Raw genomic sequence first — 26999 nt, forward strand, 5'->3', positions numbered from 1 at the left:
CACCCGGTACGACAAGACCGCCGAGTCCTACCACGCAGCAGTCACCCTCGCCTCACTCCTGATGTGGGCGTGACATTTGACGACAGAACCTAGGCCCCGACTCGTGGTCGAACCCCGCCAGGCCGGCCCGGCCGCGGAGGCCGACCGCCGGTTCCCCGATGGGGCGGGCGGGTGGGCCCGCCCCGGCCGCGCGCAGCGCGGGCAGCAAGGGCACGCACAAGAGAGCCCAGCAGGGGAGAGGCCAGCTCGGCAGGCCCCTCCCGAGTCGCCGAAGGCCCGGCCCCCTCAGGGCCAGCGAAGGCCCGGCCCCCTCAGGGATCAGGCCCCCTCCACAGCCACAGCCCCCCCACCCGGCTGGATCTCGTCCGCGTGCTCGCCCGTCACCAGGTACACCACCCGGTTCGCCACCGACACCGCGTGGTCCGCGAAGCGCTCGTAGTAGCGGCCGAGCAGCGTCACGTCGACCGCGGTCTCGATGCCGTGCTTCCAGCGGTCGTCCATCAGGTGCTGGAAGAGCGTGCGGTGCAACAGGTCCATCTCGTCGTCGTCCTGCTCCAGCTGGAGCGCCAGGTCGACGTCCTTGGTGATGATGACCTCCGCCGCCTTGGCCATCAGGCGCTGCGCGAGCTGCCCCATCTCCAGGATGGTCGCGTGCAGGTCGCGCGGCACCGCCGACTCGGGGAAGCGCAGCCGCGCGAGCTTGGCCACGTGCTGGGCGAGGTCGCCGGACCGCTCCAGGTCGGCGCTCATGCGCAGCGAGGTCACGACGATGCGCAGGTCGGTGGCCACCGGCTGCTGGCGGGCCAGCAGGGTTATCGCACGGGCCTCCAGGTCGTGCTGGAGGTCGTCGACCTTCTGGTCGGCGGCGATCACGCTCTCCGCCAGCTTCAGATCCGCGTCGAGCATGGCCGTGGTGGCGCGCCCGATCGCCGACCCGACGAGACGGGCCATCTCGACCAGTCCCTCGCCGATCGAGTCAAGTTCCTCGTGGTACGCGTCACGCATCTGGCTGTCCCTCTCTCGTACGTCACAGGGGCTCGCCCCTACGTCTTCAGGGGTTCTCCCCTACGCTCCCACGGTGTGACGCGCACGCGTCCGTTACCGGCATCACAAGTGAATCGCCCCTGTCGTCCAGGTGAACGGTGGGATACGCCCCTCTCTCGCCGGAACCAGTCGCTCCGCCGACCCCACCACCCGAAATGAACCATCACTGTCCCCACGGTGAACTCTGAGCGACGACTGTTCGGGGGGTCACCCGGATGGCTGTGGCTGGTGCTGCGACCCCGCATAACCTGGAGGCATGGACGTGAACGCGGCGGTCGCCGCAGCGGCAGCGATCGCCGGGGTGTGCACCGGCGTCATCGCGATGCTGGCGTTCCGCTGGAGCGAACGCGACCAGAAACGCCCCACAAGGACTTCCCTGCACACCGACCCGGTACTGCCACCGGGCGTCGACACCGTGCTCTCCGTACTGCGCTCGTCCGCTGTCGTCCTCGACGAGGCGGACAGCGTGGTCAAGGCCAGCTCGGCCGCGTACGCGCTCGGTCTCGTACGCGGCGGCAAGCTGGCCGTCGAGCCGATGCTCCAGATGGCCCGGGACACCCGGCGCGACGGCGAGATACGACAGGTCGAGCTGGACCTGCCGCGCCGCGGCACCGGCAGGGGCGACGCCCTCGCGGTCTCCGCGCGCGTGGCCCCGCTCGGCTCCCGGCTCGTCCTGCTGCTCGTCGAGGACCTCACCGAGGCGCGCCGCATCGAGGCCGTGCGCCGCGACTTCGTGGCGAACGTGAGCCATGAGCTGAAGACCCCGGTCGGCGCCCTCAGCCTCCTCTCCGAGGCCGTCATGGACGCCGCGGACGACCCCGAGGCCGTCGAGCGCTTCGCGGGCCGGATGCAGAACGAGGCGACCCGCCTGACCAACCTCGTACAGGAGCTGATCGACCTCTCCCGGGTGCAGAACGACGACCCCCTGGAGGACGCCGAGCCGGTCCGCGTGGACGAGCTGGTCGCCGAGGCCATCGACCGCTGCCGCCACCAGGCGGGCACGAAGCAGATCACGATGGCCGCCGGAGGCACCGCCGACCTGCACGTCTGGGGCAACCGCGGCCAGCTCGCCGCGGCCCTCGGCAACCTCGTCGAGAACGCCGTGAACTACTCGCCGGCCCGCACGCGCGTGGGGATAGCCGCCAGGCGGGTCAACGCCCCCGGCGGGGACCTCATCGAGGTCGCGGTCACGGACCAGGGCATCGGCATCTCGGACAAGGACAAGGAGCGCATCTTCGAGCGCTTCTACCGCGTCGACCCGGCCCGCTCCCGTGCCACCGGCGGCACGGGGCTCGGCCTCGCCATCGTCAAGCACGTGGCGGCCTCGCACGGCGGGGAGGTCACCGTGTGGAGCTCGGAGGGACAGGGCTCCACCTTCACCCTGCGCCTGCCCGAGGCCGGCGCGACCCGCGACCGCGGAGCCGGGCACCGCCTCGGCGTCGAGGGCGTGCACCAGGGCGCCAGGCCCGACGTCACAACCGCATACGAACCCATTCCTGCCGCCCCGGAGGTCCTTCCGTGACCCGAGTGCTCGTCGTCGAGGACGAGGAATCCTTCAGCGACGCCCTGTCGTACATGCTCCGCAAGGAGGGCTTCGAGGTCGCGATCGCGGCCACCGGCCCGGACGGACTCGACGAATTCGAGCGCAATGGCGCCGACCTCGTCCTGCTCGACCTGATGCTGCCGGGCCTGCCCGGCACGGAGGTCTGCCGCCAGCTGCGCAGCCGCTCCAACGTCCCGGTGATCATGGTCACCGCCAAGGACAGCGAGATCGACAAGGTGGTCGGACTCGAAATAGGAGCCGACGACTACGTCACCAAGCCGTTCTCGTCGCGCGAGCTGGTCGCCCGCATCCGCGCCGTCCTGCGCCGCAGGGGCGAGCCGGAGGAGGTCACCCCGCAGGCCCTGGAGGCGGGCCCGGTCCGCATGGACGTCGACCGGCACGTGGTGACGGTCTCCGGCTCGAAGGTCGACCTGCCCCTGAAGGAGTTCGACCTCCTGGAGATGCTGCTGCGCAACGCGGGCCGTGTCCTGACCCGCATGCAGCTCATCGACCGCGTCTGGGGCGCCGACTACGTGGGCGACACCAAGACCCTGGACGTCCACGTCAAGCGCCTGCGCGCGAAGATCGAGCCGGACCCCGGCGCCCCCCGCTACCTGGTGACGGTACGAGGCCTGGGCTACAAGTTCGAGCCGTAAACCACCCCGAAGCCAGAAGCGCCCCGAAGTGGAGCGCCCCGAAGTGGAGCGCCCCGTAGGGGCGCGGGGAACTGCGCGCCCAGCCCCACACGGCCCGCAGGTCACAACGACACAGGTACGCGGAAGGGCGGGAACCCCTCGGGGTTCCCGCCCTTCCGCGTACTACGTGCGCGGCCTCAGTGCCCAGCGGCCTCGTGCGAAGCGCCGGCCTCGCCCGCCGGAGCCTCACCCTCACCAGCCGGAGCCCCCGAGGCCCCCGAAGCCCCCTCGGACGGCTTGCCCGACGGAGTCCCGGACGCCCCCTCGGACGGCTTACCGGACGGCTTGCCCGAGGGCTTGCCGGAGGGCTTCCCGGAAGGGGAGCCGGAGGGCTTGCCGTCCGGCGCCTTCGGCAGCTCGCTCGGCCCCCACTCCTCGAAGTAGCTCTCGGCCGGCACGACGAACGTCTTCAGCTTGACGTCGCCGGTCTTGCTGAAGCCGAAGGTGACGGGCTGCGCGTTGCCGTCCTTGACGGCCTCGCGGCTGCTCGGCAGGACGGCGGACGCGTTGTCCTTGCCGCCGATGACGATGGAGCCGCCGGCCGGGACGACCAGGCCGCCGCCCTTGCCCTTCTTGCCCGGGCGGTCGCCCTTGGCGGGGCGCAGGGCGGCCTTCTTGCCGGTGCCGTCGACCGTGACCGACTCCAGGGTCTGGTCGGTGCGGCCGTTGTTGAACACGGTCGCGGAGACCACGGCGGGGCCCGTCGACTCGCGGTCCGGCTGCGTGATGATCATGGCGTTCTGGATCTTGATGTCGCCGACGGCGGTCGCCGCGTTGTCCGGCTTGATCTCGATCGTCTGGGCGTTGTTTCCAGCACCGCAAGCGGTGAGCGAGGCGAGCGAGATCGCGAGGGCGGTGGCGGCGATGGCGCCGCGTCGAAGGCTGCGGCTCACGGCGGCGGCAACTCCTTGAACGTGGGCGATACGGGCGGGCGGTTGCCCTAAGGGTGTGTCAGCGCGCTTAGGTTACCGAGCCGTTCCCGCGCCGCCGCACCCGACCCGCCCCTGAGGGTGACGAGCCTGTGGCACCCCCCGTGCCCCACACTCCCCTTTGGTCTCACGTTTCGGCATTCGTATAACCGCCTCGGTGGGGCCCGAGGGATTTTCCGTAAGGAATGCGCGGCCGAACGGAAATTGATCAGCGTGTGGATCACGTGTCTATCGGCGGGTGGATCACGCGTCTAACAGCAAGCGCATCGGAGCGCGGTTCCGGCGCACCGGCGCCCACGCTTCTTGATCAATTCCGGATTCGCTCCCGCGCGGCCCGTACTTCGCCGCTCACCGGCGGGCGTACACGTGTCCCCGGTCACCGAACGGAGTAGCGGAAGTTCACCTGAGGGAACCCGGCAAACCGGGACGTTCGTCCCCTTGGGGCGCTCTCGCGGGGTGTGTGACGTGAGCGTTTCACCGTCGCCGGAGAGCGGCTCCGACCTGCGAATACCCCCTTCCGCACCCGGTCCGCAGCACGTTCCTGTTGCTGTTGTCAAGCCCCGAGATATGCCCTGACCTGCGAAAACGCCATTCAGAAGACGCCGTATCCGTGTTACCCTGGATAGCCACGGAAGGGGTACCTGTCACATGACGTTCAAGGTTGGCGACACCGTGGTCTATCCCCATCACGGGGCCGCGCTGATCGAGGCTATCGAAACTCGTCAGATCAAAGGCGTGGACAAGACCTACTTGGTGCTGAAGGTCGCCCAGGGCGACTTGACGGTACGTGTGCCAGCGGACAACGCGGAGTTCGTCGGTGTACGTGATGTGGTCGGCCAGGACGGCCTGGACCGGGTCTTCGAAGTACTGCGCGCGCCGTACGCCGAGGAGCCCACGAACTGGTCGCGTCGCTACAAGGCAAATCTCGAGAAGCTCGCCTCCGGCGACGTCATCAAGGTCGCGGAAGTAGTCCGTGACCTGTGGCGCCGGGAGCGTGAGCGCGGACTGTCCGCCGGAGAGAAGCGCATGCTCGCCAAGGCCCGCCAGATCCTGGTGAGCGAGCTGGCCCTCGCGGAGAACACGAACGAGGACAAGGCCGAGGCCCTGCTCGACGAGGTCCTCGCGTCCTGACGACCGACGTGGTCGCTCCGGCGCGTGCGGATACCGTGCCCCACGTGGGCTCGCGTCCGGAATGACTCCGGGATGAAGAACTGCCGCAGTGCCCGCCGACACCTGAGGGTGTCGCCGGGCGCTGCGGCATGTTCATACCCATGTCCCTACCCGGGCAGCGTCGTCATCCGTGCCTCGCGCTCGGGATCCGGGGCCCGGCCGCGCCCTGTGTCATCCCCCGGACTTCACCGGCGGTTGGTGGGCAAGGAAAGATCCCCCGGTACTTTGGCGTGCCGGGCTCGGGCAGCTGGCTCGACCAGATGTCACGGAAGGGTCCGGTCAAGGCGTCGCGCCCGGCACGGTGTGGCCATACCCATGTCGGCCGAGCGCACAAACCTGAACGGAACCGATGTCTGACGTAACCTCTCGCACCGCGGCCGTGATCCCCGCCGCGGGCCGCGGCGTGCGCCTCGGCCCCGGTGCTCCCAAAGCCCTGCGCGCCCTGAGCGGCACGCCGATGCTCGTGCACGCCGTGCGCGCCCTTGCCGCCTCGCGCGCCGTGTCCCTCGTCGTGGTCGTCGCCCCGCCGGACGGCGCCACCGAGGTCAAGACGCTGCTCGCCGACCACGCGCTGCCCGAGCGCACCGACGTCGTCGTGGTGCCCGGCGGCGCCACCCGCCAGGAGTCGGTGCGGCTCGGCCTCGACGCCCTGCCGCCGGACATCGGCATCGTCCTCGTACACGACGCGGCCCGCCCGCTCGTGCCCGTCGACACCGTCGACGGCGTCATCGAGGCCGTCCGCGACGGGGCGCCCGCCGTGGTGCCCGCGCTCCCGCTCGCGGACACCGTCAAGGAGGTCGCGCCCGGCGCGCCGGGGGAGCCCGAGCCCGTCGTCGCCACGCCCGAGCGCGCGCGGCTGCGCGCCGTGCAGACGCCCCAGGGCTTCGACCGCGCCACCCTGGTCCGCGCCCACGAGGCCGACGTCGTCGGCGAGGGCGCCACGGACGACGCCGGGCTCGTCGAGCGGCTCGGCGAGCCGGTCGTGCTCGTCCCCGGACACGAGGAGGCGTTCAAGGTGACCCGCCCCCTCGACCTCGTGCTCGCCGAGGCCGTACTCGCCCGCAGGAGGGCCAACGATGGCTTCTGAACCGCTGCCGTACCCGCTGCCGCAGGTCGGCGTCGGCACCGACATCCACGCCTTCGAGGACGGCCGCGAGCTGTGGTGCGCCGGGCTCAAGTGGGAGGGCGAGGGGCCCGGGCTCGCCGGGCACTCCGACGCGGACGTCGTCGCGCACGCGGCGTGCAACGCGCTGTTCTCCGCCGCCGGGCTCGGCGACCTCGGCGCCCACTTCGGCACCGGCCGCCCCGAGTGGGCCGGGGCCTCGGGGCTCACCCTCCTCACCGAGGCGGCCCGGATCGTCCGGGCGGCCGGCTTCACCATCGGCAACGTCGCCGTGCAGGTCATCGGCCCGCGCCCGAAGATCGGCAAGCGCCGCGACGAGGCCCAGAAGCTCCTCTCGGACGCGGTCGGCGCCCCGGTCTCCGTCTCCGGCGCCACCACGGACGGCCTCGGCTTCCCCGGCCGCGACGAGGGCCTCATGGGCATCGCGACGGCCCTGGTGGTCCGCACGGGCTGACGCCCCGGCCCTGGTGGTCCGTACGGGCTGAGCACGGGCCGGAATCCGCCACGCCCCATGGTGCGCGGACCCGCGATCGGGTAGGGCTACGAGTCGTCAAGCGATCAACCGCCGAGGAGTGAAGCCATGTCCGCCGCACTGTCCGACGACCTCAAATCCCTGCTCGACACTCCGGTCTTCATCACCGTCGCCACCATCCAGCCCGACGGCAGCCCCCAGCTCTCACCGGTCTGGGTGAAGCGCGACGGCGACGACGTGCTCTTCTCGACGACCGTCGGGCGGCGCAAGGAGAAGAACCTGCGCCGCGACCCGCGCGTGACGGTGCTGTTCCAGCCCTTCGACGCGCCGTACACCTACGCGGAGATCCGGGGCACCGCCGAGATCACCACCGAGGGCGGCCAGGAGCTGATCGACGAGCTGTCGCTGAAGTACACGGGCAAGAAGTACGCCGAGTTCAACCCGGCCTCCAAGGACGACGCGCAGCGCGTCGTCGTCCGCGTCACGGCGCGCAAGGTCATCGGGCGCATCTGAACGGTCCGCGCGACATCACAGTTGAGTGCCCCGTGCCCCAAGGGGCGCGGGGCACTCTTCCGCGCCCACTACCCTGGAGTGGTGACGATTCGCCTGTACGACACCAGCGCCCGGCAGATCCGTGACTTCCGCCCCCTCACCGAGGGCTGTGTCTCGATCTACCTGTGTGGTGCCACGGTGCAGGCCGCCCCGCACATCGGGCACATCAGGTCGGGCCTCAACTTCGACATCATGCGCCGCTGGTTCACGTACCGCGGCTACGACGTGACGTTCATCCGCAACGTCACGGACATCGACGACAAGATCATCCGGAAGTCGGCGGACCAGGACCGCCCCTGGTGGTCCATCGGCTACGAGAACGAGCGCGCCTTCAACGACGGCTACGACGCCCTCGGCTGCCTCCCGCCCACCTACGAGCCGCGCGCCACCGGCCACGTCACCGAGATGGTCGAGATGATGCGCGGCCTCATCGAGCGCGGCCACGCCTACGAGGCCGACGGCAGCGTCTACTTCGACGTGCGCTCCTGGCCCCAGTACCTGGAGCTGTCGCGCCAGGACCTGGACAAGATGCAGCAGCCCGCCGAGGAAGGCATCACCGGCAAGCGCGACCCGCGCGACTTCGCCATGTGGAAGGCCGTCAAGCCCGGCGAGCCCGCCTGGGACACGCCCTTCGGCCCCGGCCGCCCCGGCTGGCACCTGGAGTGCTCGGCCATGGCGCACAAATACCTGGGCAGCGCCTTCGACATCCACGGCGGCGGCATCGACCTGATCTTCCCCCACCACGAGAACGAGATCGCGCAGGCCAAGGCCTTCGGCGACGACTTCGCGACGTACTGGGTGCACAACGCCTGGGTGACCATGTCCGGCGAGAAGATGTCCAAGTCGCTCGGCAACTCGGTGCTCGTCTCCGAGATGGTCAAGCGCTGGCGCCCCATCGTCCTGCGTTACTACCTGGGCACCCCGCACTACCGCTCGATGATCGAGTACAGCGAGGAGGCCCTGCGCGAGGCCGAGGCGGCGTTCGCCCGCATCGAGGGCTTCGCGCAGCGCGTGGTGGAGCTGGCCGGAGGTGTCGTGGAGCCCGCGGCCGAGGTGCCGCCCGCCTTCGCCGACGCCATGGACGACGACCTGGGCGTCCCGCAGGCGCTCGCGATCGTCCACACCACGGTCCGGCAGGGCAACTCCGCGCTCGCCGCGGACGACAAGGAGGCCGCCGTGGCGCGCCTCGCCGAGGTGCGGGCCATGCTGGGCGTCCTCGGCCTCGACCCGCTCGACCCGCAGTGGGCGGCGGCCGGCGGCGAGGGCTCCGGCGAGGAGCTGCACAGCGTCGTCGACACCCTGGTCCGGCTCGTCCTCGACCAGCGCGAGGCCGCCCGCGGCCGCAAGGACTGGGCCACCGCGGACGCCATCCGCGACCAGCTCGCCCAGGCGGGCCTCGCCATCGAGGACAGCCCGTCGGGCCCGCGCTGGACGCTCGGCTCGCGCTAGCGGGACCCCGTGAATGTGCCGCCCGGCGCGCCGGGCGGCACACTGCATTGCAGAGACATACGTACGCAACCCCGAGGAACAGGTAGGTCATGGCCGCTAACAACCGCCGCATGTCCGGCAAGAAGGGCGCGCAGGTCGGCAGCGGCGGCAAGCGGCGCCGGGCCCTCGAAGGCAAGGGGCCGACGCCGCCCGCCGAGATGCGCAAGGGGCACGCCAAGCAGCGCATCGCGCAGGCCCAGGCGCGCCGCGCGCAGGGCCGCCCGCAGCAGCGCCGTGGCGGCCCCAAGGGCACGGCCGAGATGGTCGTCGGGCGCAACCCGGTGTTCGAGGCGCTGCGCGACGGCGTGCCCGCGACCACGCTGTACGTCCAGCAGTTCATCGACAACGACGAGCGCGTCCGCGACGCCATCCAGCTCGCCGGCGAGCGCGGCGGCATCCACCTGATGGAGGCCCCGCGGCCCGAGCTGGACCGCATGACCAACGGCCTCAACCACCAGGGCCTCGTGCTCCAGGTGCCGCCGTACGAGTACGCGCACCCGGAGGACCTCGCCGCCGCCGCGTACGACGAGGGCCAGGACCCGCTGATCGTCGCGCTCGACGGCGTGACGGACCCGCGGAACCTGGGCGCCGTGGTGCGGTCCGTGTCCGCCTTCGGCGGCCACGGCGTCGTCGTGCCCGAGCGGCGGGCGGCCGGGATGACGGCGGGCGCCTGGAAGACGTCCGCGGGTACGGCCGCGCGGACGCCGGTGGCGCGCGCCACCAACCTCACGCGGGCGCTCGAGGCGTACAAGAAGGCGGGCATCGTGGTCGTCGGCCTGGCCGCCGACGGGGACCGCGAGATCGGCGACCTCGAAGCCCTGGAGGGGCCGGTCGTCATCGTCGTCGGCAGCGAGGGCAAGGGCCTCTCCCGGCTCGTGGGCGAGACCTGTGACTTCCGCGTACGCATCCCCATGCCGGGCGGCGCCGAGTCGCTGAACGCGGGCGTGGCCGCGGGCGTGGTGCTCTACGAGGCGGCCCGCCGCAGGCGCTGACCCTCCCTGCGTCGCTCCGCGGGGGCCGGGGAAAAGGTGGGGGTTTGACGGGGTCCGGACAGATCCGGGCGGTCAAGGCAGTGTCCAAACCTCCCGTCACTCGGTTAGATGAGTGTGGACACCAGAACACCCCGCACACCCACGGGGGGACGCTCGTCAGGGTTCGACGACACTCCCGCGCTGAGCATGGTGAAGGTGCCCTGCGACCCCGCGCAGGTCATCGTCAATCACGCGAGCTTCCGCGTCCGGCTGGCCCCGGCCGGGCGGACCCAATCGCCGCGCGTCGCCCGCCATGTGAGCGCCGCCGAGGACACCGTGAGCATGCCCGCGGTGGGTGCGGCGAGCGGTGGCGCGCGCCGGCGCGCGCCGGTCGTCTGGAGCGGGAAGTCCGAGCCGGGTGATCCCGGCGCGGGCGGACTGCTCCAGGCCGTGCGCGGCAGCGGGGTGCGCCGTTCGGCGGACGTGACGGCGGGCGGCCCCCCGCAGGGCCTCCCCGGCGGCTTCGACGACGCCGGTGCCACCCAGGTCATCCCGCGCGTCGCCGTCGACGACCCGTACGGCGACACCGTGCGGACCCCCGCCGTCGGCGCCGGCGGCGACCACGGCCCCACCCGGCTCCTTCCGCAGATGCGCATGCCGGGCAGCGTCGACGACGAGGAGCGCGTCGGGGAACTCCCCGACGACGGCTACGACGGCTACGACGGGTACGGCGACGAGTCCTACGGGTCCGGCGAGGACGCGGCGGCCGGGCGCCGCACCGGCAAGGCGGCCAACGGGGTGCGCCACGCCTACTACCCGGGGCGCCGTCTCAACCTCGGCGTGGTGCTGCTGCCGCTGCGCGTCTTCCTCGGCTTCATCTCCATCTACGCGGGCATGGGCAAGCTCTGCGACCCCGTCTACTTCGACGGCGGCGAGCGCGGCTCCATGGTCAAGTGGCTGAATTCGCTGCACCCTTGGGCGCTCGCCGAGCCGCTGCGGGAGTGGGCGCTCCAGCACCCCGTGGGCGCGGGCCTCGTCATCGCCTTCCTGCAAGTGATCGTCGGCGTGCTCACCGTGCTCGGGCTCTGGCAGCGCCTCGCCGCCGGGGTGGGGATGCTGCTCTCGATCGCGCTGCTCGTGACGGTCAGCTGGAAGACCGTCCCGGCGTACGACGCGCCCGACATCATCTACCTCGCCGCCTGGTCGCCGCTCATCATCGCGGGCGCCCCGGTCTACTCCGTCGACGCCCGGCTCGCCGGGGAGGCCTGGCGCACGCTCGGGCCGCGCGCCGAGCTGTGGGAGCTGCGCCGCCGCGTGCTGCGCAGGGGCGGACTCGTGGGCACCGTCGTCGTGGGCCTGACGCTGCTGGTCGGGTCGCTGCTCGGCGGGGCGGTGCGGGACGCGGACCGCGTGACCGTGCCGGGGCCCGGCGAGTCGCCCCGCAACGAGCTGCCCGGCTCCCCGCTGCCGAGCGACCCCGACGGCAAGCGCGAGCGCCGCGGCGACCCGCGCGGCCCCTCGGCGTCCGCCGGGACGCCGACGCAGGGCAGCACGGCACCCCCCTCGCAGGAGGGCGCCACCGGCACGCCGGACGCGGCCCGCGAGACGGGCAGCGTCAGCGGCACGGGCAGCAGGCCGAGCGCGACGCAGGGCACCGGCGACCAGGCCCCCGCGCAGCAGCAGCCCGCGCCGACCCAGGAGCGCCCGCCCGCCGCCACCAGCGGCCCGACCTCGACCGGCGGCACGAGCGGCGGCGCCGGGCCCAGTGGCGGCACGACCGGTGGCACCACCGGCGGTTCGGACGGCAGCACCGGCGGCAGCGGTGGCCGCCCCGGCCTGCTCGGCGGCGTCCTGGGCTGAGTCCGCCGCCCGCACGCGAAGGGCCCCGCACACGGCTGGTGTGCGGGGCCCTTCCGGTGCCGGGGGCGGCCTCAGCGGTTCTGCGCGGCCAGTTCCTTGGCGGCCTCGGTGAGGTCCTTCGCGGTGTCGATGGCGCGCCAGTACGCGCCCTGCGGCAGCGGGAAGCCCGCCAGGCGCTTCTCCCGGGCCAGGCGCGGGAAGGTGGTGCGCTCGTGGTCACCGCGGTCGGGGAGCAGGGCGGTGAAGGCGGCGGAGAAGACGTACACGCCCGCGTTGATGAGGTACGGGGACGGCGGGGCCTCGATGAAGTCCGTGATGTGGCCGAACGCGTCGGTCTCGACGGCGCCCCAGGGGATGCGGGGGCGGGCCAGGGCGAGCGTCGCGGTGGCGTCGCGCTCGGCGTGGAAGGCCGCCATGTCGCGCAGCGAGAAGCGGGTCCAGATGTCGCCGTTGGTCGCGTACCAGGCCTGGTCGGGCTGCGGCAGGTGCGCGGCCGCGTACTTCAGGCCGCCGCCGCGGCCCAGGGGCTCCGGCTCGACGACGGTGGTGACCTTCAGCGGCAGGTCGGCGGTCTCCAGCCAGTCCTGCAACACCTCGGCCAGGTGGCCGCAGGAGACGACCGCGTCCGTCACGCCCTCGGCCGCGAGCCAGGCCAGCTGGTGGCCGATGATCGGGGTGCCCGTGCCGGGGATCTCGACCATGGGCTTGGGGCGGTCGTCGGTGTACGGGCGCAGCCGGGAACCCTGGCCGCCGGCCAGGACGACGGCCTGCGTGGGCTGTGCTGTGTGGGTGTCACCGGTGGTCATGACGGAACCCTACGCGTTGGGGCGCGCAGGGTTCCGACGTGGCCGGCGCTGACAGGGGGCGTTAGGGGTGGGGCCGGGGTCGGCCCGGTACGCGTCAGCTGTTGTGGTGGGCGGCGACGCCCGAGGCGAAGGACGTGTCGCACACCGGGCGGGCGTACGACTGGGCGCGGGTCGGGCCGTAGGCGCGGACGGCGGCGCGGCCGAGGGCGCGGGCGATGGACACGCAGTGCTTGGCGAGCGACGGGTGCCGGTCGACCTCCTGCTGGAGGTGGGTCAGGGCCACGCCCGGGTTCTTCTCCTGGAGTTCGACGAGGAGCCGGTCGCGCAGGACCTCGTGGGGGCCGCGGGACCTGGCCGGTGCGGAGAGGTCGCCCGCGGAGGCGGTGAGGACCGAATCCGATGAGCTGCCGGTCCAGTTGACCCGGGTGACCGCGAGCGTGCCGGACAGCACCAGGACGACGGGCAGGACGAGGGCGAGCGTGCGCCCGATGCGGCGGCCGGGGCCGCGGTGGCCTCGGCGCGGCTTCTGGGTGTAGTTGGCGGAGTGCGTCACGCGAGTGAGGGTAGCGCTAGGTGATGATTTGGCGACATTTAGTCACCCGGTTGGGTGAGGGGGAATGTGGTTTGGCGAAGTGGATGTTGACGAACGCGGGCGAAATGGCCGATGTGCCGGGGTATTTGTCGACAACGCTCGGGGGTGTCCGGGAGCGCGAAGGGGGCCCCGCGCCTGAGTGCGGGGCCCTCCGGGCCGGCCGACGGCGACGGCCCCGGCGCCGGGCCGGGTCCGCCTTCGGGCGTCAGTCGCTGAGGCGCTCCCCGGTGGAGGTGGAGAAGACGTGGGTCTCGCCCGGGCGCGGGACGACGTGGAGCTGGGAGCCCTTCTCGGGGACCTGGCGGCCGTTGACGCGGACCACGAGGTCCTTCTGCTCGCCGCCGACCTCGGCGGTGCCGTACACGTAGCCGTCGGCGCCCAGCTCCTCGACGACGTTCACGGACACGGCGAGGCCCGCAGGGGCGTCCTCGGACTCCTTGGAGAGGGTCTTGGCGGCGGCGCCGTTCTGCTCGACCACGTCGAAGTGCTCGGGGCGGACGCCGACGGTGACGGTGCGGTCGCCCCGGTCGGCGGCCGCGGCGATCGCCTCGCGGTTCACCGGCACCACCGAGTTGCCGAACTTCACGCCGCCGTCGGTGATCGGGACCTCGACGAGGTTCATGGCGGGCGAGCCGATGAAGCCGGCGACGAAGAGGTTGGCCGGGCGGTCGTACATGTTGCGCGGCGAGTCGACCTGCTGGAGCAGGCCGTCCTTCAGGACGGCCACGCGGTCGCCCATCGTCATGGCCTCGACCTGGTCGTGGGTGACGTACACCGTGGTGATGCCGAGGCGGCGCTGGAGCGAGGCGATCTGCGTACGCGTGGAGACGCGGAGCTTGGCGTCGAGGTTCGACAGCGGCTCGTCCATGAGGAAGACCTGGGGCTCGCGGACGATGGCGCGGCCCATCGCGACGCGCTGGCGCTGGCCGCCGGAGAGGGCCTTGGGCTTGCGGTCCAGGTACTCGGTGAGGTCGAGGATCTTCGCGGCCTCCTCGACCTTCTGCCGGATCGTGCCCTTGTCGACGCCCGCGATCTTCAGGGCGAAGCCCATGTTCGCGGCGACCGTCATGTGCGGGTAGAGCGCGTAGTTCTGGAACACCATGGCGATGTCCCGGTCCTTGGGCGGCAGGTGCGTGACGTCGCGGTCGCCGATGCGGATGGCGCCGCCGTTCACGTCCTCCAGGCCCGCGAGCATGCGCAGGGACGTCGACTTGCCGCAGCCGGACGGGCCGACCAGGACGAGGAACTCGCCGTCCTCGATCGCGATGTCGAGGCCGTCGACGGCGGGCTTGGTGGAACCCGGGTAGATCCGGGTCGCCTTGTCGAACGTGACAGTGGCCATGGTGGGGCCCCCTTCACCGGCAGGAACGTGCCGGACGATCCGAGTAAAGGATGGGTCTAGTCCAGTCGTCTGGACTGCCCGAGACGCTACCTCGCTGGTCACCGCTCTGTCAGTAGTCCGGAGCCGATGACCTTCGACGAGATTTTCGACTGCGGAAGGGGTCCCGTTGGTTACACTGCACGGGCACGTGCCGCACAGGGGCCCGTGCAGGCCTCCTTAGCTCAGCTGGTCAGAGCGCCGCTCTTGTAAAGCGAAGGTCGTCGGTTCGAATCCGACAGGGGGCTCCACACGCCGTCCTCGCGAACCGTTTCCGCAGGGCGCCGCGCGGTAGGCCGCGTATCGGGCGCCCTCAGCGGTACGTGACGATCTCTGAAGCTCTGGAGGGCTTTCCATGGCCGTACGCAAGGCCGGGCGCGTGGCCGCGTCGGTGGCCGCTGTCGCGCTGCTCGGTGCCGTGGTCACCGGGTGCGACTCGGACGACGACGGCGGTGACTGGACGGGCGCGGGGAAGAAGACCCCGTCCGCCTCACCCTCCGCCTCACCCTCCGCCTCCGTCTCCGGCAAGCCGTCCGGCCCGGAGGCGAAGGTCCCGCCCGCCTCGGTGAACGACCTCGCGAAGGTCCCCACCGCGGTCAAGGGCGGTGTGATCACGGTCGGCGAGCCGTCGGCGAAGCACACCGTGAAGGTGTACGAGGACCCGCGCTGCCCCTACTGCAAGAAGTTCGAGGAGACCGGCGCGCAGGCGCTCGTCGCGCCGCTCGCCGCGGGTGACGTGAAGGTCGAGTACACGATCGCCTCGTTCCTCGACAACAACTTCGGTGGCAACGGCTCCAAGAACGCCGCGAACGCGCTGCGGGCCGCCGTGGACACGGGCAAGTTCCCGCAGTTCCACTCCGCGCTCTTCACCAACCAGCCCGCGGAGAGCACGGACGGCTTCACGCCCGCCTTCCTGCTGAAGATCGGCGCGGCCGCGGGCATCGAGGACGCCGCGTTCGAGAAGGCCGTGACCGGCAACGCGCACAAGGCGTGGGTCGCCACCGCCATGAAGGCCTTCAGCGACGACGGCGTGTCCGGGACGCCCGCGGTCGAGATCGACGGCGAGAAGGCGCCCGCCGACTCCCTGTACGCCGAGGCCGACTTCGCGAAGGCCCTCAAGGCGGCCGGGGTCTCCTGAACGAGCCGGGTGTCCGGAATTAATCGGGCGCGACCCGCGCGGCCTCCCGCGTAGGGTCGCGCCCGTGATCGACATCCACGTCCCGGACGCCCTCGTCGCCTCCCAGCACCTGTACGCGGGCGAGGCGGGCCGCGCCTTCGTCGCGGGCCTGCCGGACCTCGCCGCGCGGACCCTCGAGCGGTGGGAGCTGACGCCCGTCGGCGAGTCCATGCACGGCATGGCGGCGCTCGTGCTGCCCGTGGAGCGCGCCGACGGCTCACCGGCCGTGGTGAAGTTCCAGGTCCTCGACGAGGAGACCGAGGGCGAGCCGGTCGCGCTTCGCGTGTGGGGCGGCGACGGCGCGGTGCGGCTGCTCGACCACGACGCGGCCACCGGCACGATGCTGCTGGAGCGGGCCGGTGACGGCCGGGAGCTGACCCGGTTCGCCGAGGCGGGCAAGGACGAGACCCGGGGGGCCGTGCTCGTCATCGCGGAGCTGCTCGCGCGGCTCACCGCGGGGCCCGCGCCCGAGGGCATGCGTACGCTCGGCGACATCGCGGGGCAGATGCTCGACGACACGCCGGCCGCGCTCAAGGCGATCGCCGACCCGGCCGACCGGGCGCTCGTCGCGCGGTGCGCGGACGCCGTGCGCGAGGTCGTGGGCGAGCCCGGGGACCGCATGCTGCACTGGGACCTGCACTTCGACAACGTCCTCGCGGCCGAGCGCGAGCCGTGGCTCGCCATCGACCCCAAGCCCCTCGCGGGCGACCCCGGCTTCGACCTGTGGCCAGGACTGAACAACCTCTTCGACCCGGACGACGCGCGCTGGCGCTTCGACGCGATGACGGAGGTCCTCGGCCTGGACCGGGAGCGGGCGCGCGCGTGGACCCTCGGCCGTGTGCTCCAGAACGCGCTGTGGGAGATCGAGGACGGGCGTCCCGCGCCGGAGGAGGACCTGGAGCTGGCGCGGCGGCTGCTCGGGGGCCCGCTCTAGGGCCGGGCGTCACGCACGGCGGCCCGCAGGCCCGCGTCGCCGGGCATCTCCTGGGCGAAGTACCACCAGAAGGTGCCGCCGACGCTCGACGGGTAGCCGAGGGCGGCCGCGTAGTAGCGGCGGGCGACCTTCCGGCGGGCCGCGTCCGGGTCGTCCTCGTCGAAGGCCCAGTAGAACTTGGACGTGTCCGCGTTCCAGTAGCCCAGCTCGCCCAGGCCCACGCGCTGGTCGGGGAAGTCCGCCGCGAGCCGCGTCATCACCTGGTCGAAGGCGAGGCCGAGCGGGGCGTCCTCGATCCAGCTGGACAGGAGCACGACGTCGATGTCCTCGCGGACCGCGCGCGGCAGGTTCGCGCGCGGCCAGGTGAAGGCCGACCAGCGGGCCGCGTCCGTGCCCAGCTGCCAGTACAGGGTGAGGACGACGTCGGCATCGGGCCGTTTCTTCCGCACGTACGCCGCCGCGTCGGCGATCTTGTGCCGCATGCGGTCGCGCGGCGGCAGGAGCCGGTCCGTGCAGTCGCCGTCGGCGGTGGTACGGGAGTCCGTCCAGCAGCCGTTGACCTCGTTGCCGATCTCCCAGGCCTCGATCTCGGGGAACGCGTCGACGTACCGCTTGATCCGGGCCAGATAGCCCGCGCGGGTGCCGAGGTCGCGGTGCTCGGAGCCGTTGGCGTACGCGGAGTCGACCGGCTGGCCGAGGACCTTCAGGCCGGCGGCGTGGGCGGCGGCCACCGCCTCGCGGAAGCGCCGGGGGACGGGCCCGCGGGGGTCGTCGCCCGCGTCGAAGACGATCCGCGCCCAGCCGTGGGGCCGGGTGAGGCGCCCGGCGAGCGGCGCCCACCGCTTCGGGTCCGCGTCGTCGGCGGCGGTCACGCCCGTCCAGGGCGCGTGCGGGTGGCGTACGCGCGGCCCGTACTCCTCCAGGAGCTGCCCGTACGCCGCGTCGACCGCGCTCAGGGCCCGCTGGCCGTGCTTGCCCCGGCCCGCGTCGGAGTCCGCGGCGTCGGCGCGGGCCAGCTCGCGCGCGGCCGTGCGGTAGGCGGCGGTGAAGCGGGCCGAGCGGCGGTGGGCGGGGCGCAGGGCGAGGGCCTCGTCGAGGCGGCGCTTGGCGTCCTTCGCGGCGGCGTGGTTGAAGACGACGGTGCCCGCGCGGCTGAAGCCCTTGCCGCCGCCGTCGACGACGACGGTGGAGAAGCCCTGCTCGGTGGGCCAGTTGAGGGCGAGGGCCGCGGGTCCGCCGCGCCCTGCCAGGTCGAAGCGGAGGCGCCGCCCGTCCTCGTACAGCGGGAAGTCGTCGAGGACGCGCAGGGTGCGCGGGTCGACGAGGGCGTCGCTGTCGGAGCCGCCGCTGCCGTGCGTGACGGCGCGGGCCCGGCCGGGGGAGAGGAGCGTGCCGTGGCCCTGGGGGTCGTAGAACTTCAGCGTGACGGTGCGCCGGGCGCCGCCGGTGTCCGTGCCGGGGCCGCCGCCCTGGGTGCAGCCCGCGACGAGGCCGAGGGTGAGCAGCGCGGCCAGGGCCCTTCGCTCGGCCCGCGCCCGCCGCCCGCGGCTCGCCGCGTTCATGATCCGTACCGCCGCACCGGCCGACATCCCTCTCGTCCACACGCTGATCCGTGAGCTGGCAGCGTACGAGAAGGCGCCGCGGGAGGTGGCTAGAACGTGTCGGCCGTGTGCGGCAGCAGCGCGGTCGTGAGCGTCGCGTCCAGGGCCGCGGCCGCGCCCGGTGTGTGCTCGGTGACGACGCCCGCGCGGACGAGGGACACGAGCGGCACGCCGCCGAGGTAGGCCGAGCCGAGGTCCCGCACGTCGAGGGAGAGGTCGGCGGGGGAGTCGGTGGGGGCGTAGGCCGCCGCGTACGCCGTGCCGTCTAGCGTGTCGGCGTCCGTGCCGGTGACCGTCAGACGGAAGCGGCCCTCGTTGCCCGGGAGCTGGGCGTCGCGGACCTCCAGGACCAGGTCGACGGGGGCCGCCCAGGAGCGGGCGAGCAGCGCGGCGCGCACGTCGACGAGCCGGACCCTCAGGCCCGGGTACTGGCCCGTCACGCGGACCTGGTCGCGGTCGCCCGCGAACAGCAGCAGCGGGTCGTCGAGCGGGCGGCCCCACGCCTGGACCAGGCCCGTCAGGTCGATCGAGGCCAGATACCGCCACAGCGCGGCCGCGGCCCGCGGGGTGTCGGCCTCCAGCTCGTCCAGGCGGACCAGGCCGGGGGCGTCGTCGCGGCCCTTGGTGCGGTAGATGGCGTACCCGGTGACGCGGTCGGGGTCGTCCGCGGCGCCGAGGACCACGACGCGCGGCGGCGACAGGTCGTCGTCGTCCTCGTCCTCCGTGGCCATCCACTCCTCGCGCCACCAGGGCCCGGTGCGGTCGATGCGGCCCGCCCGGGCCGCGCGCGTGCGGTCGTAGTACTCGGCGAGCAGCGCGGGCACGGCCGCCGGGTCCACCAGGCGCAGGGGGCCCTCGTCGGGGGCGATCCGCAGGGCCAGGGGGCGCTCGGACTTCACCTCGACGGTGTTGTTGTACGTGGCGGGGCCGAAGCCGAAGCGGCCGTAGATCGCGTCCTCCGACGCCCACAGGGCCGCCAGCGGACGGCCGCTCGCGCCGCACCGCTCGAACAGCGCCGCGACCATGCCGGAGAGCACGCCGCGGCGGCGGTGCGTGGGGGCGACGGAGACGAACGAGACGCTGGGGCAGGGCAGCTCGCCGCCCGGCACGGACATCGTGAACCGGAAGGTGGCGAGGAGACCGACCAGCGTCTCCCCGTCGTACGCCCCCACGCGGTCGCAGCCGCGCAGCAGGTCGTGGTGGTGCTTGCGCTTCTCGTCCTCCGGGCTCTCGTGGAAGGCGAGGTAGACCAGGTCGAGGGCGCGGTCCAGGTCGGTGTCGGGGAGGTCGCGGAAGGTGAGGGTGGTGGACGGGGCCGGGCTGGGGGGTGCGGAGTCCATAATCCGGACGGTAGTTCGCGCCTGCCGCACGGGCATCTGGTTTTTGCCCGAGCGGCACCGCGAACGCCCGGGCCGCGGGGCCCCGTGGCTCAGCGGATCAGGGGCTCAGGGGATCAGGGGATCAGGACGACCTTGCCCGTGGTGGCGCGGGACTCCAGGGCGCGGTGGGCCTCTGCCGCCTCTGCCAGGGGGAAGGCCTGCACGGCGGGCGTGAAGTAGCCGCCCTCGTGGGCGCGCAGGGCGGCCAGCTCCAGGGTGCGGACGGGGTTGTCGCCGCCGGCCTTCGCCAGCATGGCTCCGCCGAGCGGGTCGATCCGCGTGATGCCGCGCGCGGCCAGCTCCTCGTCGGTCAGGGCCACCGGCCCCTTCTTCTCCGACCAGCCGAAGGCGACGTGGCTGCCGCCCGGCCCGAGCAGGTCCACGGCGGCCCGGCCCGCGTCGCCGCCCACCCCGTCGAAGACCACGGTCGCGGCGCGGCCGCCGTCGCCGAGGCCCTTGAGGTACGCGCGGACCTCGTCGGGCCACGCCGGGTCGGTGTAGTCGACGGCGAGGTCGGCGCCGCCCGCCGCGACGCGGGCCACCTTGGCGGGGCCGCCCGCGAGGCCGATCACCGTGGCCCCGGCGTGCTTGGCGTACTGCACGAGCAGCGTGCCGATGCCGCCCGCGGCGGCGGGGACGACGACCACGGAGTCGGCGTCAAGGTCCGTGAACTGGAGGATGCCCATCGTCGTACGCCCCGTGCCGATGAGCCCCACGGCCTCGGGGAAGCCGAGCCCGGTGGGCAGCTCGTGCAGCCGGGCGGCCTCGGTCACGGTCAGCTCGGCGTAGCCGCCGGGGGCGAAGCCGATGTGGGCGACGACGCGCTTGCCGAGCCAGGCGGTGTCCACGCCGTCGCCGACGGACTCGACGGTGCCCGCGACCTCGCGGCCCGGGACCGTCGGCAGCTCGGGCAGCTGGGGCAGCGGGCCCTGCTCGCCCTCCCGGATCGCGGTGTCGAGCAGGTGCACCCCGGCCGCCGCGACGGCGATCCGCACCTGGCCGGGGCCCGGCACGGGGTCCTCGACGGTCTCGTACGTGAGGTTCTCGGCGGGGCCGAAGGCGTGCAGACGGACGGCGTGCATGGCGGGCTCCTCTGGAGGTGTGGACCGGCTGGCCGTCACCCACCCTTCAGCCTCAAGCGGACTTGAGGTCAACCCAGGGCGTGGTGGAGGTCAGCCGGCCCGCGCCCGTCAGGGCGAGCGACACCGCCTCGACGGCGCTGTTGAAGGAGACCTCGCTGAGCAGCCCCGGCGCCGCCACCTGGTCGCCCACCAGGAACACGCCGTCGCCCCTGTCCACCGCGGGCCGGTCGCGCCAGGTGGTGCCCGGCCGGTCGACGGCGCCCGTGCGGCCGTTCGCCACCGCGGAGCGGCGCCAGGTCACGCGCTCGCGCCAGTCGCGGAAGCCGAGGTCGAGCAGCTCCTCCGCGCGCGCCACGCCGTCCGCCTTCGACTCGTGCGGGGCGAGCGGGACCTGGCCCTGGATCAGCTGCTCCCCCTCCGGCGCGAGGGTGCGGTCCTGGGCGGTGAAGCGCTCCATCCAGCCCGTGCCGTCCAGGTCCGAGAGGGCGAACAGATCGCCCCTGCGCGTGCGCAGCGCCACGTCCACGAGGGCGGTGCGCCCGCTCTCCCAGGTCAGCGTGTCGTCCTTCAGGAGCCGGCGCGCGGCGTCGAGCGAGGTGGCGACGATGACGGGGCCGCGCCGCGCGTGCTCCGTGAGGTCGTCGACGCGGGCCAGGGTCTCCACGCGGACGCCCAGGTTCCAGGCGCGCGCCGCCATCCGGTCGACGACCGCGCCCCAGCCGCCCACCGGGTAGTGCGCCTCCGGGGGCAGCTTGGCGGCGCGGCGCAGCCGGGTGTGCACGAAGCGGGCGGAGAGGGAGCCCGGGTCGTGGTGGAAGAGGGCCACGGCGGTGTAGTGGGCGGCGGCACGGGCGCCCGCCGCGCCCACCTCGCGGGTGGCCCAGGTCAGGAAGTCCTCGTCGACGGGCGCCTGTTCGGGGGCCCGGCGCAGCAGCCGCAGCATCGCCAGGGGCGGGGTGCGGCGCAGCGCGCCCTGGTGGCGCAGGCGCAGCCGGGTGCCCTCCAGGGGCGGCAGCGGGGCCAGCTCGCCGATCAGGTCGCGCTGCTTGAGCCAGGTCCAGTGGGGGCCGCCGTTGTAGAGGGCGTGCGGTCCTTCGCTCGTCCGGTACGTGCCCTCCGAGGTGCGGGCGCGGCCGCCGAGCGTGTGGTGCGCCTCGTGCACGGTGACCCGGGCCCCGCCCTCGGCGGCGGCGATGGCCGCGGTGAGGCCGGCGAAGCCGCCGCCGACGACGGTGACGGTGACGGTGGAGGAGTGCGGACGGCTACGGGGGCTGGTGGCGCGGGCCATGGGCGGGGTCCGTTTCTGTCGTGGTCCTGTACGGGTACGACGGTTGTGCCCCTCGCGAATGTGACATCTCCCCGGCCAGGTGTCACATTTCCCCGGCCAGGAGTTTGCCCCCGCAGGCCAGGGGCGTCCGGGGGGAGGCCGCCGGGGCGTCCGGGCGGGGCCGGCGCGCATGGCACCATCGAGGCGTGCTCGACATCGGCTACGCCCTCTCCCGCCGCTTCCCCGACCCGCCCCAGCTGGACTACCGCACGGCGGACGTCCATGCGCTGCGGCACGACCTGTTCTGCGGGGACGTGTACCTGGCCGACACCAAGGCCGACCGGGAGTTGTCCACAGCCTGGGGATGGGTTCCCGTGCTCGACTTCGCGTGGGCCCTGTGCGACATCGTGGAGCGGCTCGACCAGGACCCGATGGGCAGCAGGGCCGCGCGGCCCCAGCACGCCGAGCTGGACTTCACCGAGTCCACGGACCGGATGCTCTTCGAGCGGCGCTTCGGGTGGGTCGACATCGACGCGGACTGGCTCGACCCGGGCGAGCCGCCGCTCACCTTCTCGCACGCCGAACTGCGCCGGGAGGCACGCGACTTCCTGCACGACGTGGTGGCCGACTTGACCGACCTGCACGAGGGGCTCGGCGAGAACCCCGCGCTGTGGACCCTGCTGGCCCGTTTCCCGAGGGTCCGCCGGTCCCAGGGCTAGAGGAGGCGCTGCTCCTTGGCCACGGCCACCGCGCCCGCCCGCGTCTCCACGCCGAGCTTGTCGTAGATGCGCCCCAGGTGCGTCTTGACCGTGGCCTCGCTGATGAACAGCGCGCGGGCGATCTCGCGGTTGCCGAGGCCCTGGGCGAGCTGGCCCAGGATGTCGCGCTCGCGCGGGGTGAGCCCGGCGCGTGGCTCCCGCATGCGGGCCATCACGCGGGAGGCGACCGGCGGCGAGAGCGCGGTGCGGCCGCACGCGGCGGCGCGGATCGCGGAGAACAGTTCCTCGGGCCGTTCGGCCTTGAGCAGATAGCCGGTGGCGCCCGCCTCGATCGCGCGGGTGATGTCGGCGTCGGTGTCGTACGTGGTGAGGACAAGCACGTGCGGTCGCCCGCCCCCGGCCGCCGCCGTGATGCGGCGCGTGGCCTCCACGCCGTCCATGCCGGGGCCGAGCTGGAGGTCCATGAGCACCACGTCCGGCCGCAGCTTCGCGGCCAGGGCCACCGCCTCCTCGCCGGAGCCGGCCTCGCCCGCCACCTCGACACCGGGGGCGCTGCCGAGCAGGGCGAGCAGGCCCGCCCGGACGACGGCGTGGTCGTCGCAGACGAGCAGCCGCACCGGAGCGGCTTCCGCCGGAGAGCCGGGGGCCGAACCCTCAGCCGCGTTCATCGTGACTCCCTTCAGCCGTGGGGTCCCCCAGCGGAAGCACCACCGAGAGCACCGTCCCCTCACCCGGCGCGGACTCCACCGTCAGGGTCCCGCCCAGCTGCGCCGCCCGCGCGCGGATCGCGGGAAGGCCGTGCCCGCGCGCGCCCCTGCCGCCGGGTGCCTCCGGCGGGAATCCGCGCCCGTCGTCCGCCACGTCGAGCACCACCTGGTCGTCGAGGTACGTCAGGGTCAGCGCGGCCGTGGCCGCCCCGGCGTGCTCGCGTACGTTCGCCAGCGCGCCCTGCGCGATCCTGAAGAGCGCCGAACGGGCCAGGGCCGCGAGCGGGACCGGGGTGCCCTCGGCGTGGAAGCGGACCGTCAGGCCCGCCCCCGACTCCCGCCCCGCCAGCGTCCGCAGCGCCGCGGGGAGCGCGTACGCCGGGTCGGGCCCGGCCTCGGCCAGGTCCGCCGGGGCCAGGTCGTGGACGAGGCGGCGGGCCTCGGCGAGGCCGCGGTCGGCGATGGACTCGGCGGTGCGGACGTGGGTGCGGGCCGCCGCCGCGTCCGTGTCCCACACCCGGTCCGCCGCCTGGAGCAGCATCCGCTGGCTGGACAGGCCCTGGGCCAGCGTGTCGTGGATCTCCATGGACAGGCGCTGCCGCTCGGCGAGCGTGCCCTCGCGCCGCTCGGTGGCGGCGAGTTCGCGCCGGGTGCGCAGCAGGTCGTCGATGAGGGCGCGCTGCCGTGCCGTCTGCCGCTGCATGTGGACGAACACCGCCGTCGCCACGGCCGCCACGGCGGGCGGCGCGAACGCCAGGTTCGGGTCGAAGCCGTCCGCGAGCCGCAGCTGGGCCGCGACCACCAGGGCCGTGAGGACGGCGACGAGGGCGAGGGCCGCGCGCGTGGGCAGCGTCCGCAGGCCCGTGTAGAACAGCGGCACCGCGCACCACGCGTAGCTCGGCGCGAGGACCACGAGCACCACCCAGACGCCGACGACCGCGCCGAGCCACAGCAGGCGCCTCGGGTTCGGCGTGGCGCCGAGGGCGGGGCCGAGCACGTACAGAAGGGCGAGTACGGCCGAGAGCGCGATGATCCACGGCGTGCGGGGCTCGCCGGGGTGGCGCAGCAGGAAGCGGGTGAGGGAGGCGGCGAGCAGCAGGAAGAACGCGGTGTGCATGACGGCCGCGAGCCGGCGGCCCTCCGGCTCCGCGACTGTGGGGCGGAGGGCCCCGACGCCGTCACCGCCGTGCATCCCGGGCCTCCTGTCATCCGTGTGAACTGGGCAAACACCCTCATTGTGGCCCGCTGGGCGGGGGCAGGGGTCAACCGATCGGCTGACCTGGGGGTCGGCCGAAGCGCGCGCGACCGCCAGCCGGAGCGCCGACGGGCCGGGCCGTGGTCCGCCCGCAGGATCGAAGCACAGGGCCCACCAGCGGACCCGTACCGCCGCACGGATCGTGCCGGCCGACCCAAGGAGTTCCCCCATGAAGCAGCTCTCGCCGCGTGCCCGCGTCCTCACCGCCGCCGCCGTCCTCGGCGTGGTCGGCGCCGGCACGTTCGGTGCCGTGTCCGCCAGCGCCGACGCCCCGGAGGCCGCCGCGAAGGCCGCTGTCAGCGCCGACGCGGGCAACCGCAACCTGACGCGGACCACGCACCTCACCGTGGCCGCCGCCACCAAGGCCGCGCAGGCCACCCTGGACGCGGCGAAGAAGGAGAACCAGCGCGTCACGGTCGCCGTCGTCGACCGCGACGGCAACACCATCGTCACCCTGCGCGGGGACGGCGCGGGCCCGCAGTCGCCCGAGTCGGCCGAGCGCAAGGCCTTCACCGCCGTGTCCTGGAACGCGCCCACCTCCGAGCTGGCCAAGCGTCTCGCGCAGGCGCCGAACCTCAAGGACATCCCCGGCACGCTGTTCCTCGCGGGCGGCGCCCCGGTCACCGCGAAGGGCGGCCCCGTCGCGGGCATCGGCGTCGCGGGCGCGCCCAGCGGCGACCTGGACGAGAAGTTCGCGAAGGCGGGCGTGGCCGCGCTGGGCCGCTGAACCGCCCCGCCACCGGGGGCCCCACGGCGGGCGGGAGCGGTGGCCATAGGATCACCGGGGTGATCTACCGAGCCACCGCCCCCCTGACCAAGGGGCCCCGCCGCACCCCTCTCGCGCTGCTCTGCGCCACCGCCCTCGCGACCGCGCTCACCGCGTGCACGAGCAGTGGCGTCGGGGGCACCCCGGGGGCCGCGGGCGTCCGCGACCCGTACTTCCCGAAGCTCGGCAACGGCGGCTACGACGTGACTCATTACGGCCTGAGGATCGGCTACGACCCCGGGTCCCGCCACCTCACCGGCACCGCCGACATCACGGCCCGCGCCACCAAGACGCTCAGCGCCTTCAACCTCGACCTCAAGGGCCTGGACGTGGAGTCCGTGACCGTCGAGGGCAAGGAGGCCCGTTTCCAGCGCGCGGGCAGCGAGCTGACCGTGCGCCCCCGCGACGACCTCGACCGGGGCGAGACCTTCCGGGCCACCGTCCGCTACTCCGGCGCCCCGCAGACCGTCACCGACGTGGACGGCGCCAAGGAGGGCTGGCTGAAGGGCGAGGACAGCGCGCTCGCCACGGGCCAGCCCGCGGGCTCGATGGCGTGGTTCCCGGGCAACCACCACCCGGTCGACAAGGCCTCGTACGACATAGAGGTCACCGTCCCCAAGGGCCTGAAGGCCATCTCCAACGGCGAGTTGACGAAGGAGACCACCGCCAACGGCCGGACCACCTTCGCCTGGCACAGCGCCGAGCCGATGGCCAGCTATCTGGCGACGGTCGTCGTCGGCACGTACGACACCAGGACGGCGGTGACCGAGAGCGGCATCCCCGTCTACACGGCGGTCGACCACACGCTGCCCGAGGCCAAGCGCAAGAAGGTCGAGAAGGTCCTCGACGACATCCCCGACATCGTGGACTGGGCGGAGTACAACTTCGGCGACTACCCCTTCTCCTCCACCGGCGCCGTCGTCGACGGCCGCGCGGACCTCGACTACGCCCTGGAGACCCAGACCAAGCCGCTGTTCCCCGTCCAGTACGCCGACACCACGACCCTCGTCCACGAACTGGCCCACCAGTGGTTCGGCGACTCGGTCTCGCCGAAGAGCTGGCAGGACATGTGGCTCAACGAGGGCCTCGCGACGTACGCCGAGTGGCTGTACGAGGAGGACAACGACGGCGACACCGTCGAGGAGAGGGTCGACGCGATCTACGAGGACGAGGACGAGGAGTACGACTCCGACGTCTGGGACTTCCCGCCCGCCAAGCAGCCGGACGCCGCGCACATCTCCGGCGATCCCGTCTACGCCCGGGGCGCCATGGTCATCCAGAAGGTCCGCGAGACCGTCGGCGACGACGCCTTCTACGAGATCCTCAAGGGCTGGACGAAGAAGTACCGCCACGCCAACGCGGACACCGAGGACTTCACCACGTACGTCGAGAAGCACGCGGGTGACGACGAGGCGCGCGAGGAGCTGAAGCGGGTGTGGTCGGACTGGCTGTACGGCGACGGCAAGCCGGACGAACGCTGACGCGCTCC

General features: G+C 73.2%; 25 protein-coding genes and 1 tRNA gene. 15 read left to right on the top strand and 11 right to left on the bottom strand.

All coding sequences use genetic code 11. The features are described 5' to 3' along the window. Nucleotides 1-318 precede the first annotated feature (318 nt). Entirely contained in the window at nucleotides 319-1005 is a 687-nt protein-coding gene (gene phoU / locus AC07GB_RS36495) for a phosphate signaling complex protein PhoU (protein ID WP_478853266.1), read from the bottom strand. A gap of 295 nt (nucleotides 1006-1300) precedes the next feature. On the opposite strand from phoU, the gene phoR reads away from it, so the two are divergent. Both phoR and phoP read left to right on the top strand, forming a co-directional pair. After that, a complete protein-coding gene (gene phoR / locus AC07GB_RS36500) occupies nucleotides 1301-2566 on the top strand; it encodes a two-component system sensor histidine kinase PhoR (protein ID WP_478853268.1) in 1266 nt (421 codons plus the stop codon). After that, on the top strand, nucleotides 2563-3243 hold the full coding sequence (gene phoP / locus AC07GB_RS36505; protein WP_030682312.1) for a two-component system response regulator PhoP: 681 nt from the start codon (nucleotides 2563-2565) through the stop codon (nucleotides 3241-3243). Before phoR ends, phoP begins: the two co-directional genes overlap by 4 nt. Before the next feature lie 176 nt (nucleotides 3244-3419). Here the strand turns inward: phoP and AC07GB_RS36510 are convergent, their stop codons facing one another. Continuing rightward, nucleotides 3420-4175, bottom strand: coding sequence for a copper chaperone PCu(A)C domain-containing protein (locus tag AC07GB_RS36510; RefSeq protein ID WP_478853270.1), 756 nt, complete (start codon nucleotides 4173-4175; stop codon nucleotides 3420-3422). Nucleotides 4176-4859: 684 nt separating this feature from the next. Here AC07GB_RS36510 and AC07GB_RS36515 point away from each other — a divergent pair. From AC07GB_RS36515 to AC07GB_RS36545, 7 genes are all read left to right on the top strand, one after another. Next, nucleotides 4860-5342 (top strand): CarD family transcriptional regulator, encoded by a 483-nt coding sequence (locus tag AC07GB_RS36515; RefSeq protein ID WP_003953493.1) that lies wholly within the window; start codon nucleotides 4860-4862, stop codon nucleotides 5340-5342. A gap of 388 nt (nucleotides 5343-5730) precedes the next feature. After that, nucleotides 5731-6468, top strand: coding sequence for a 2-C-methyl-D-erythritol 4-phosphate cytidylyltransferase (gene ispD, locus AC07GB_RS36520; RefSeq protein WP_478853272.1), 738 nt, complete (start codon nucleotides 5731-5733; stop codon nucleotides 6466-6468). Beyond that, nucleotides 6458-6958: a 2-C-methyl-D-erythritol 2,4-cyclodiphosphate synthase gene (ispF, locus tag AC07GB_RS36525; protein WP_478853274.1), complete on the top strand. Its 501-nt coding sequence runs from the start codon at nucleotides 6458-6460 to the stop codon at nucleotides 6956-6958. Before ispD ends, ispF begins: the two co-directional genes overlap by 11 nt. Nucleotides 6959-7084: 126 nt before the next feature. Continuing rightward, nucleotides 7085-7489 carry a PPOX class F420-dependent oxidoreductase gene (locus AC07GB_RS36530; RefSeq protein WP_478853276.1) on the top strand — a complete coding sequence of 135 codons (405 nt, stop codon included), beginning with the start codon at nucleotides 7085-7087 and terminating at the stop codon, nucleotides 7487-7489. 81 nt (nucleotides 7490-7570) lie between these two features. Continuing rightward, the gene (gene cysS, locus AC07GB_RS36535) at nucleotides 7571-8977 is read left to right on the top strand and encodes a cysteine--tRNA ligase (RefSeq protein ID WP_478853278.1); all 1407 of its coding nucleotides are present in this window, start codon (nucleotides 7571-7573) and stop codon (nucleotides 8975-8977) included. 89 nt (nucleotides 8978-9066) lie between these two features. Continuing rightward, nucleotides 9067-10008, top strand: coding sequence for a 23S rRNA (guanosine(2251)-2'-O)-methyltransferase RlmB (rlmB, locus tag AC07GB_RS36540; protein ID WP_478853280.1), 942 nt, complete (start codon nucleotides 9067-9069; stop codon nucleotides 10006-10008). Between the two features lie 114 nt (nucleotides 10009-10122). Continuing rightward, the gene (locus tag AC07GB_RS36545; protein WP_478853354.1) at nucleotides 10123-11847 is read left to right on the top strand and encodes a DoxX family protein; all 1725 of its coding nucleotides are present in this window, start codon (nucleotides 10123-10125) and stop codon (nucleotides 11845-11847) included. Nucleotides 11848-11918: 71 nt separating this feature from the next. Here AC07GB_RS36545 and AC07GB_RS36550 read toward each other — a convergent pair whose 3' ends face one another. The 3 genes from AC07GB_RS36550 to AC07GB_RS36560 form a co-directional block, all read right to left on the bottom strand. After that, the gene (locus AC07GB_RS36550; RefSeq protein ID WP_478853282.1) at nucleotides 11919-12653 is read right to left on the bottom strand and encodes a nucleotidyltransferase family protein; all 735 of its coding nucleotides are present in this window, start codon (nucleotides 12651-12653) and stop codon (nucleotides 11919-11921) included. A gap of 94 nt (nucleotides 12654-12747) precedes the next feature. After that, nucleotides 12748-13206 (bottom strand): hypothetical protein, encoded by a 459-nt coding sequence (locus AC07GB_RS36555; protein ID WP_478853284.1) that lies wholly within the window; start codon nucleotides 13204-13206, stop codon nucleotides 12748-12750. A gap of 244 nt (nucleotides 13207-13450) precedes the next feature. After that, complete coding sequence (locus tag AC07GB_RS36560) at nucleotides 13451-14587, bottom strand: ABC transporter ATP-binding protein (protein WP_478853286.1); 1137 nt, start codon at nucleotides 14585-14587, stop codon at nucleotides 13451-13453. Nucleotides 14588-14797: 210 nt separating this feature from the next. Here AC07GB_RS36560 and AC07GB_RS36565 point away from each other — a divergent pair. The 3 genes from AC07GB_RS36565 to AC07GB_RS36575 all read left to right on the top strand — a co-directional run bounded on the left by AC07GB_RS36565 (nucleotide 14798) and on the right by AC07GB_RS36575 (nucleotide 16734). Beyond that, nucleotides 14798-14874: transfer RNA gene (locus AC07GB_RS36565), tRNA-Thr, on the top strand. A 104-nt stretch (nucleotides 14875-14978) separates the two neighbouring features. Continuing rightward, the gene (locus tag AC07GB_RS36570; protein ID WP_478853288.1) at nucleotides 14979-15761 is read left to right on the top strand and encodes a DsbA family protein; all 783 of its coding nucleotides are present in this window, start codon (nucleotides 14979-14981) and stop codon (nucleotides 15759-15761) included. Between the two features lie 64 nt (nucleotides 15762-15825). After that, nucleotides 15826-16734, top strand: coding sequence for an aminoglycoside phosphotransferase family protein (locus AC07GB_RS36575; protein WP_478853290.1), 909 nt, complete (start codon nucleotides 15826-15828; stop codon nucleotides 16732-16734). On the opposite strand, the gene AC07GB_RS36580 is transcribed toward AC07GB_RS36575, so the two are convergent. From AC07GB_RS36580 to AC07GB_RS36595, 4 genes are all read right to left on the bottom strand, one after another. After that, nucleotides 16731-18296 (bottom strand): hypothetical protein, encoded by a 1566-nt coding sequence (locus tag AC07GB_RS36580; RefSeq protein ID WP_478853292.1) that lies wholly within the window; start codon nucleotides 18294-18296, stop codon nucleotides 16731-16733. The genes AC07GB_RS36575 and AC07GB_RS36580 overlap by 4 nt on opposite strands. A gap of 89 nt (nucleotides 18297-18385) precedes the next feature. Next, a complete protein-coding gene (locus AC07GB_RS36585) occupies nucleotides 18386-19675 on the bottom strand; it encodes a GNAT family N-acetyltransferase (protein ID WP_478853294.1) in 1290 nt (429 codons plus the stop codon). Nucleotides 19676-19788: 113 nt separating this feature from the next. After that, nucleotides 19789-20796, bottom strand: a complete 1008-nt coding sequence (locus AC07GB_RS36590) for a zinc-binding dehydrogenase (protein ID WP_478853296.1) — start codon at nucleotides 20794-20796, stop codon at nucleotides 19789-19791. 52 nt (nucleotides 20797-20848) lie between these two features. After that, nucleotides 20849-22084 (bottom strand): NAD(P)-binding protein, encoded by a 1236-nt coding sequence (locus AC07GB_RS36595; RefSeq protein ID WP_478853297.1) that lies wholly within the window; start codon nucleotides 22082-22084, stop codon nucleotides 20849-20851. A gap of 185 nt (nucleotides 22085-22269) precedes the next feature. Here AC07GB_RS36595 and AC07GB_RS36600 point away from each other — a divergent pair, with 185 nt between their 5' ends. Next, nucleotides 22270-22782, top strand: coding sequence for a hypothetical protein (locus AC07GB_RS36600; RefSeq protein ID WP_478853299.1), 513 nt, complete (start codon nucleotides 22270-22272; stop codon nucleotides 22780-22782). Here the strand turns inward: AC07GB_RS36600 and AC07GB_RS36605 are convergent. Both AC07GB_RS36605 and AC07GB_RS36610 read right to left on the bottom strand, forming a co-directional pair. Then, a complete protein-coding gene (locus AC07GB_RS36605) occupies nucleotides 22779-23450 on the bottom strand; it encodes a response regulator (RefSeq protein ID WP_478853301.1) in 672 nt (223 codons plus the stop codon). The two genes, AC07GB_RS36600 and AC07GB_RS36605, sit on opposite strands and share 4 nt — an antisense overlap. Then, nucleotides 23437-24681 carry a sensor histidine kinase gene (locus AC07GB_RS36610; RefSeq protein ID WP_478853303.1) on the bottom strand — a complete coding sequence of 415 codons (1245 nt, stop codon included), beginning with the start codon at nucleotides 24679-24681 and terminating at the stop codon, nucleotides 23437-23439. The genes AC07GB_RS36605 and AC07GB_RS36610 overlap by 14 nt, the downstream gene beginning before the upstream one ends. A 232-nt stretch (nucleotides 24682-24913) precedes the next feature. Here AC07GB_RS36610 and AC07GB_RS36615 point away from each other — a divergent pair, with 232 nt between their 5' ends. Continuing rightward, nucleotides 24914-25471, top strand: a complete 558-nt coding sequence (locus AC07GB_RS36615; protein WP_478853305.1) for a GlcG/HbpS family heme-binding protein — start codon at nucleotides 24914-24916, stop codon at nucleotides 25469-25471. Between the two features lie 59 nt (nucleotides 25472-25530). Then, entirely contained in the window at nucleotides 25531-26991 is a 1461-nt protein-coding gene (locus AC07GB_RS36620) for a M1 family metallopeptidase (protein WP_478853308.1), read from the top strand. The last annotated feature ends 8 nt before the right edge of the window (nucleotides 26992-26999 follow it).

Source organism: Streptomyces sp. NPDC045778 (genome assembly GCF_056431945.1).

Coding starts and splice junctions, on each gene's coding strand:
- ispF (WP_478853274.1), top strand. CDS start 6,458: ATGGCTTCTGAACCGCTGCCGTACCCGCTGCCGCAGGTCGGCGTCGGC.
- AC07GB_RS36550 (WP_478853282.1), bottom strand. CDS start 12,653: ATGACCACCGGTGACACCCACACAGCACAGCCCACGCAGGCCGTCGTC.
- AC07GB_RS36530 (WP_478853276.1), top strand. CDS start 7,085: ATGTCCGCCGCACTGTCCGACGACCTCAAATCCCTGCTCGACACTCCG.
- AC07GB_RS36615 (WP_478853305.1), top strand. CDS start 24,914: ATGAAGCAGCTCTCGCCGCGTGCCCGCGTCCTCACCGCCGCCGCCGTC.
- AC07GB_RS36580 (WP_478853292.1), bottom strand. CDS start 18,296: ATGAACGCGGCGAGCCGCGGGCGGCGGGCGCGGGCCGAGCGAAGGGCC.
- AC07GB_RS36605 (WP_478853301.1), bottom strand. CDS start 23,450: ATGAACGCGGCTGAGGGTTCGGCCCCCGGCTCTCCGGCGGAAGCCGCT.
- rlmB (WP_478853280.1), top strand. CDS start 9,067: ATGGCCGCTAACAACCGCCGCATGTCCGGCAAGAAGGGCGCGCAGGTC.
- phoU (WP_478853266.1), bottom strand. CDS start 1,005: ATGCGTGACGCGTACCACGAGGAACTTGACTCGATCGGCGAGGGACTG.
- phoR (WP_478853268.1), top strand. CDS start 1,301: ATGGACGTGAACGCGGCGGTCGCCGCAGCGGCAGCGATCGCCGGGGTG.
- AC07GB_RS36585 (WP_478853294.1), bottom strand. CDS start 19,675: ATGGACTCCGCACCCCCCAGCCCGGCCCCGTCCACCACCCTCACCTTC.
- AC07GB_RS36595 (WP_478853297.1), bottom strand. CDS start 22,084: ATGGCCCGCGCCACCAGCCCCCGTAGCCGTCCGCACTCCTCCACCGTC.
- AC07GB_RS36590 (WP_478853296.1), bottom strand. CDS start 20,796: ATGCACGCCGTCCGTCTGCACGCCTTCGGCCCCGCCGAGAACCTCACG.
- AC07GB_RS36610 (WP_478853303.1), bottom strand. CDS start 24,681: ATGCACGGCGGTGACGGCGTCGGGGCCCTCCGCCCCACAGTCGCGGAG.
- AC07GB_RS36560 (WP_478853286.1), bottom strand. CDS start 14,587: ATGGCCACTGTCACGTTCGACAAGGCGACCCGGATCTACCCGGGTTCC.
- AC07GB_RS36570 (WP_478853288.1), top strand. CDS start 14,979: ATGGCCGTACGCAAGGCCGGGCGCGTGGCCGCGTCGGTGGCCGCTGTC.
- ispD (WP_478853272.1), top strand. CDS start 5,731: ATGTCTGACGTAACCTCTCGCACCGCGGCCGTGATCCCCGCCGCGGGC.
- AC07GB_RS36515 (WP_003953493.1), top strand. CDS start 4,860: ATGACGTTCAAGGTTGGCGACACCGTGGTCTATCCCCATCACGGGGCC.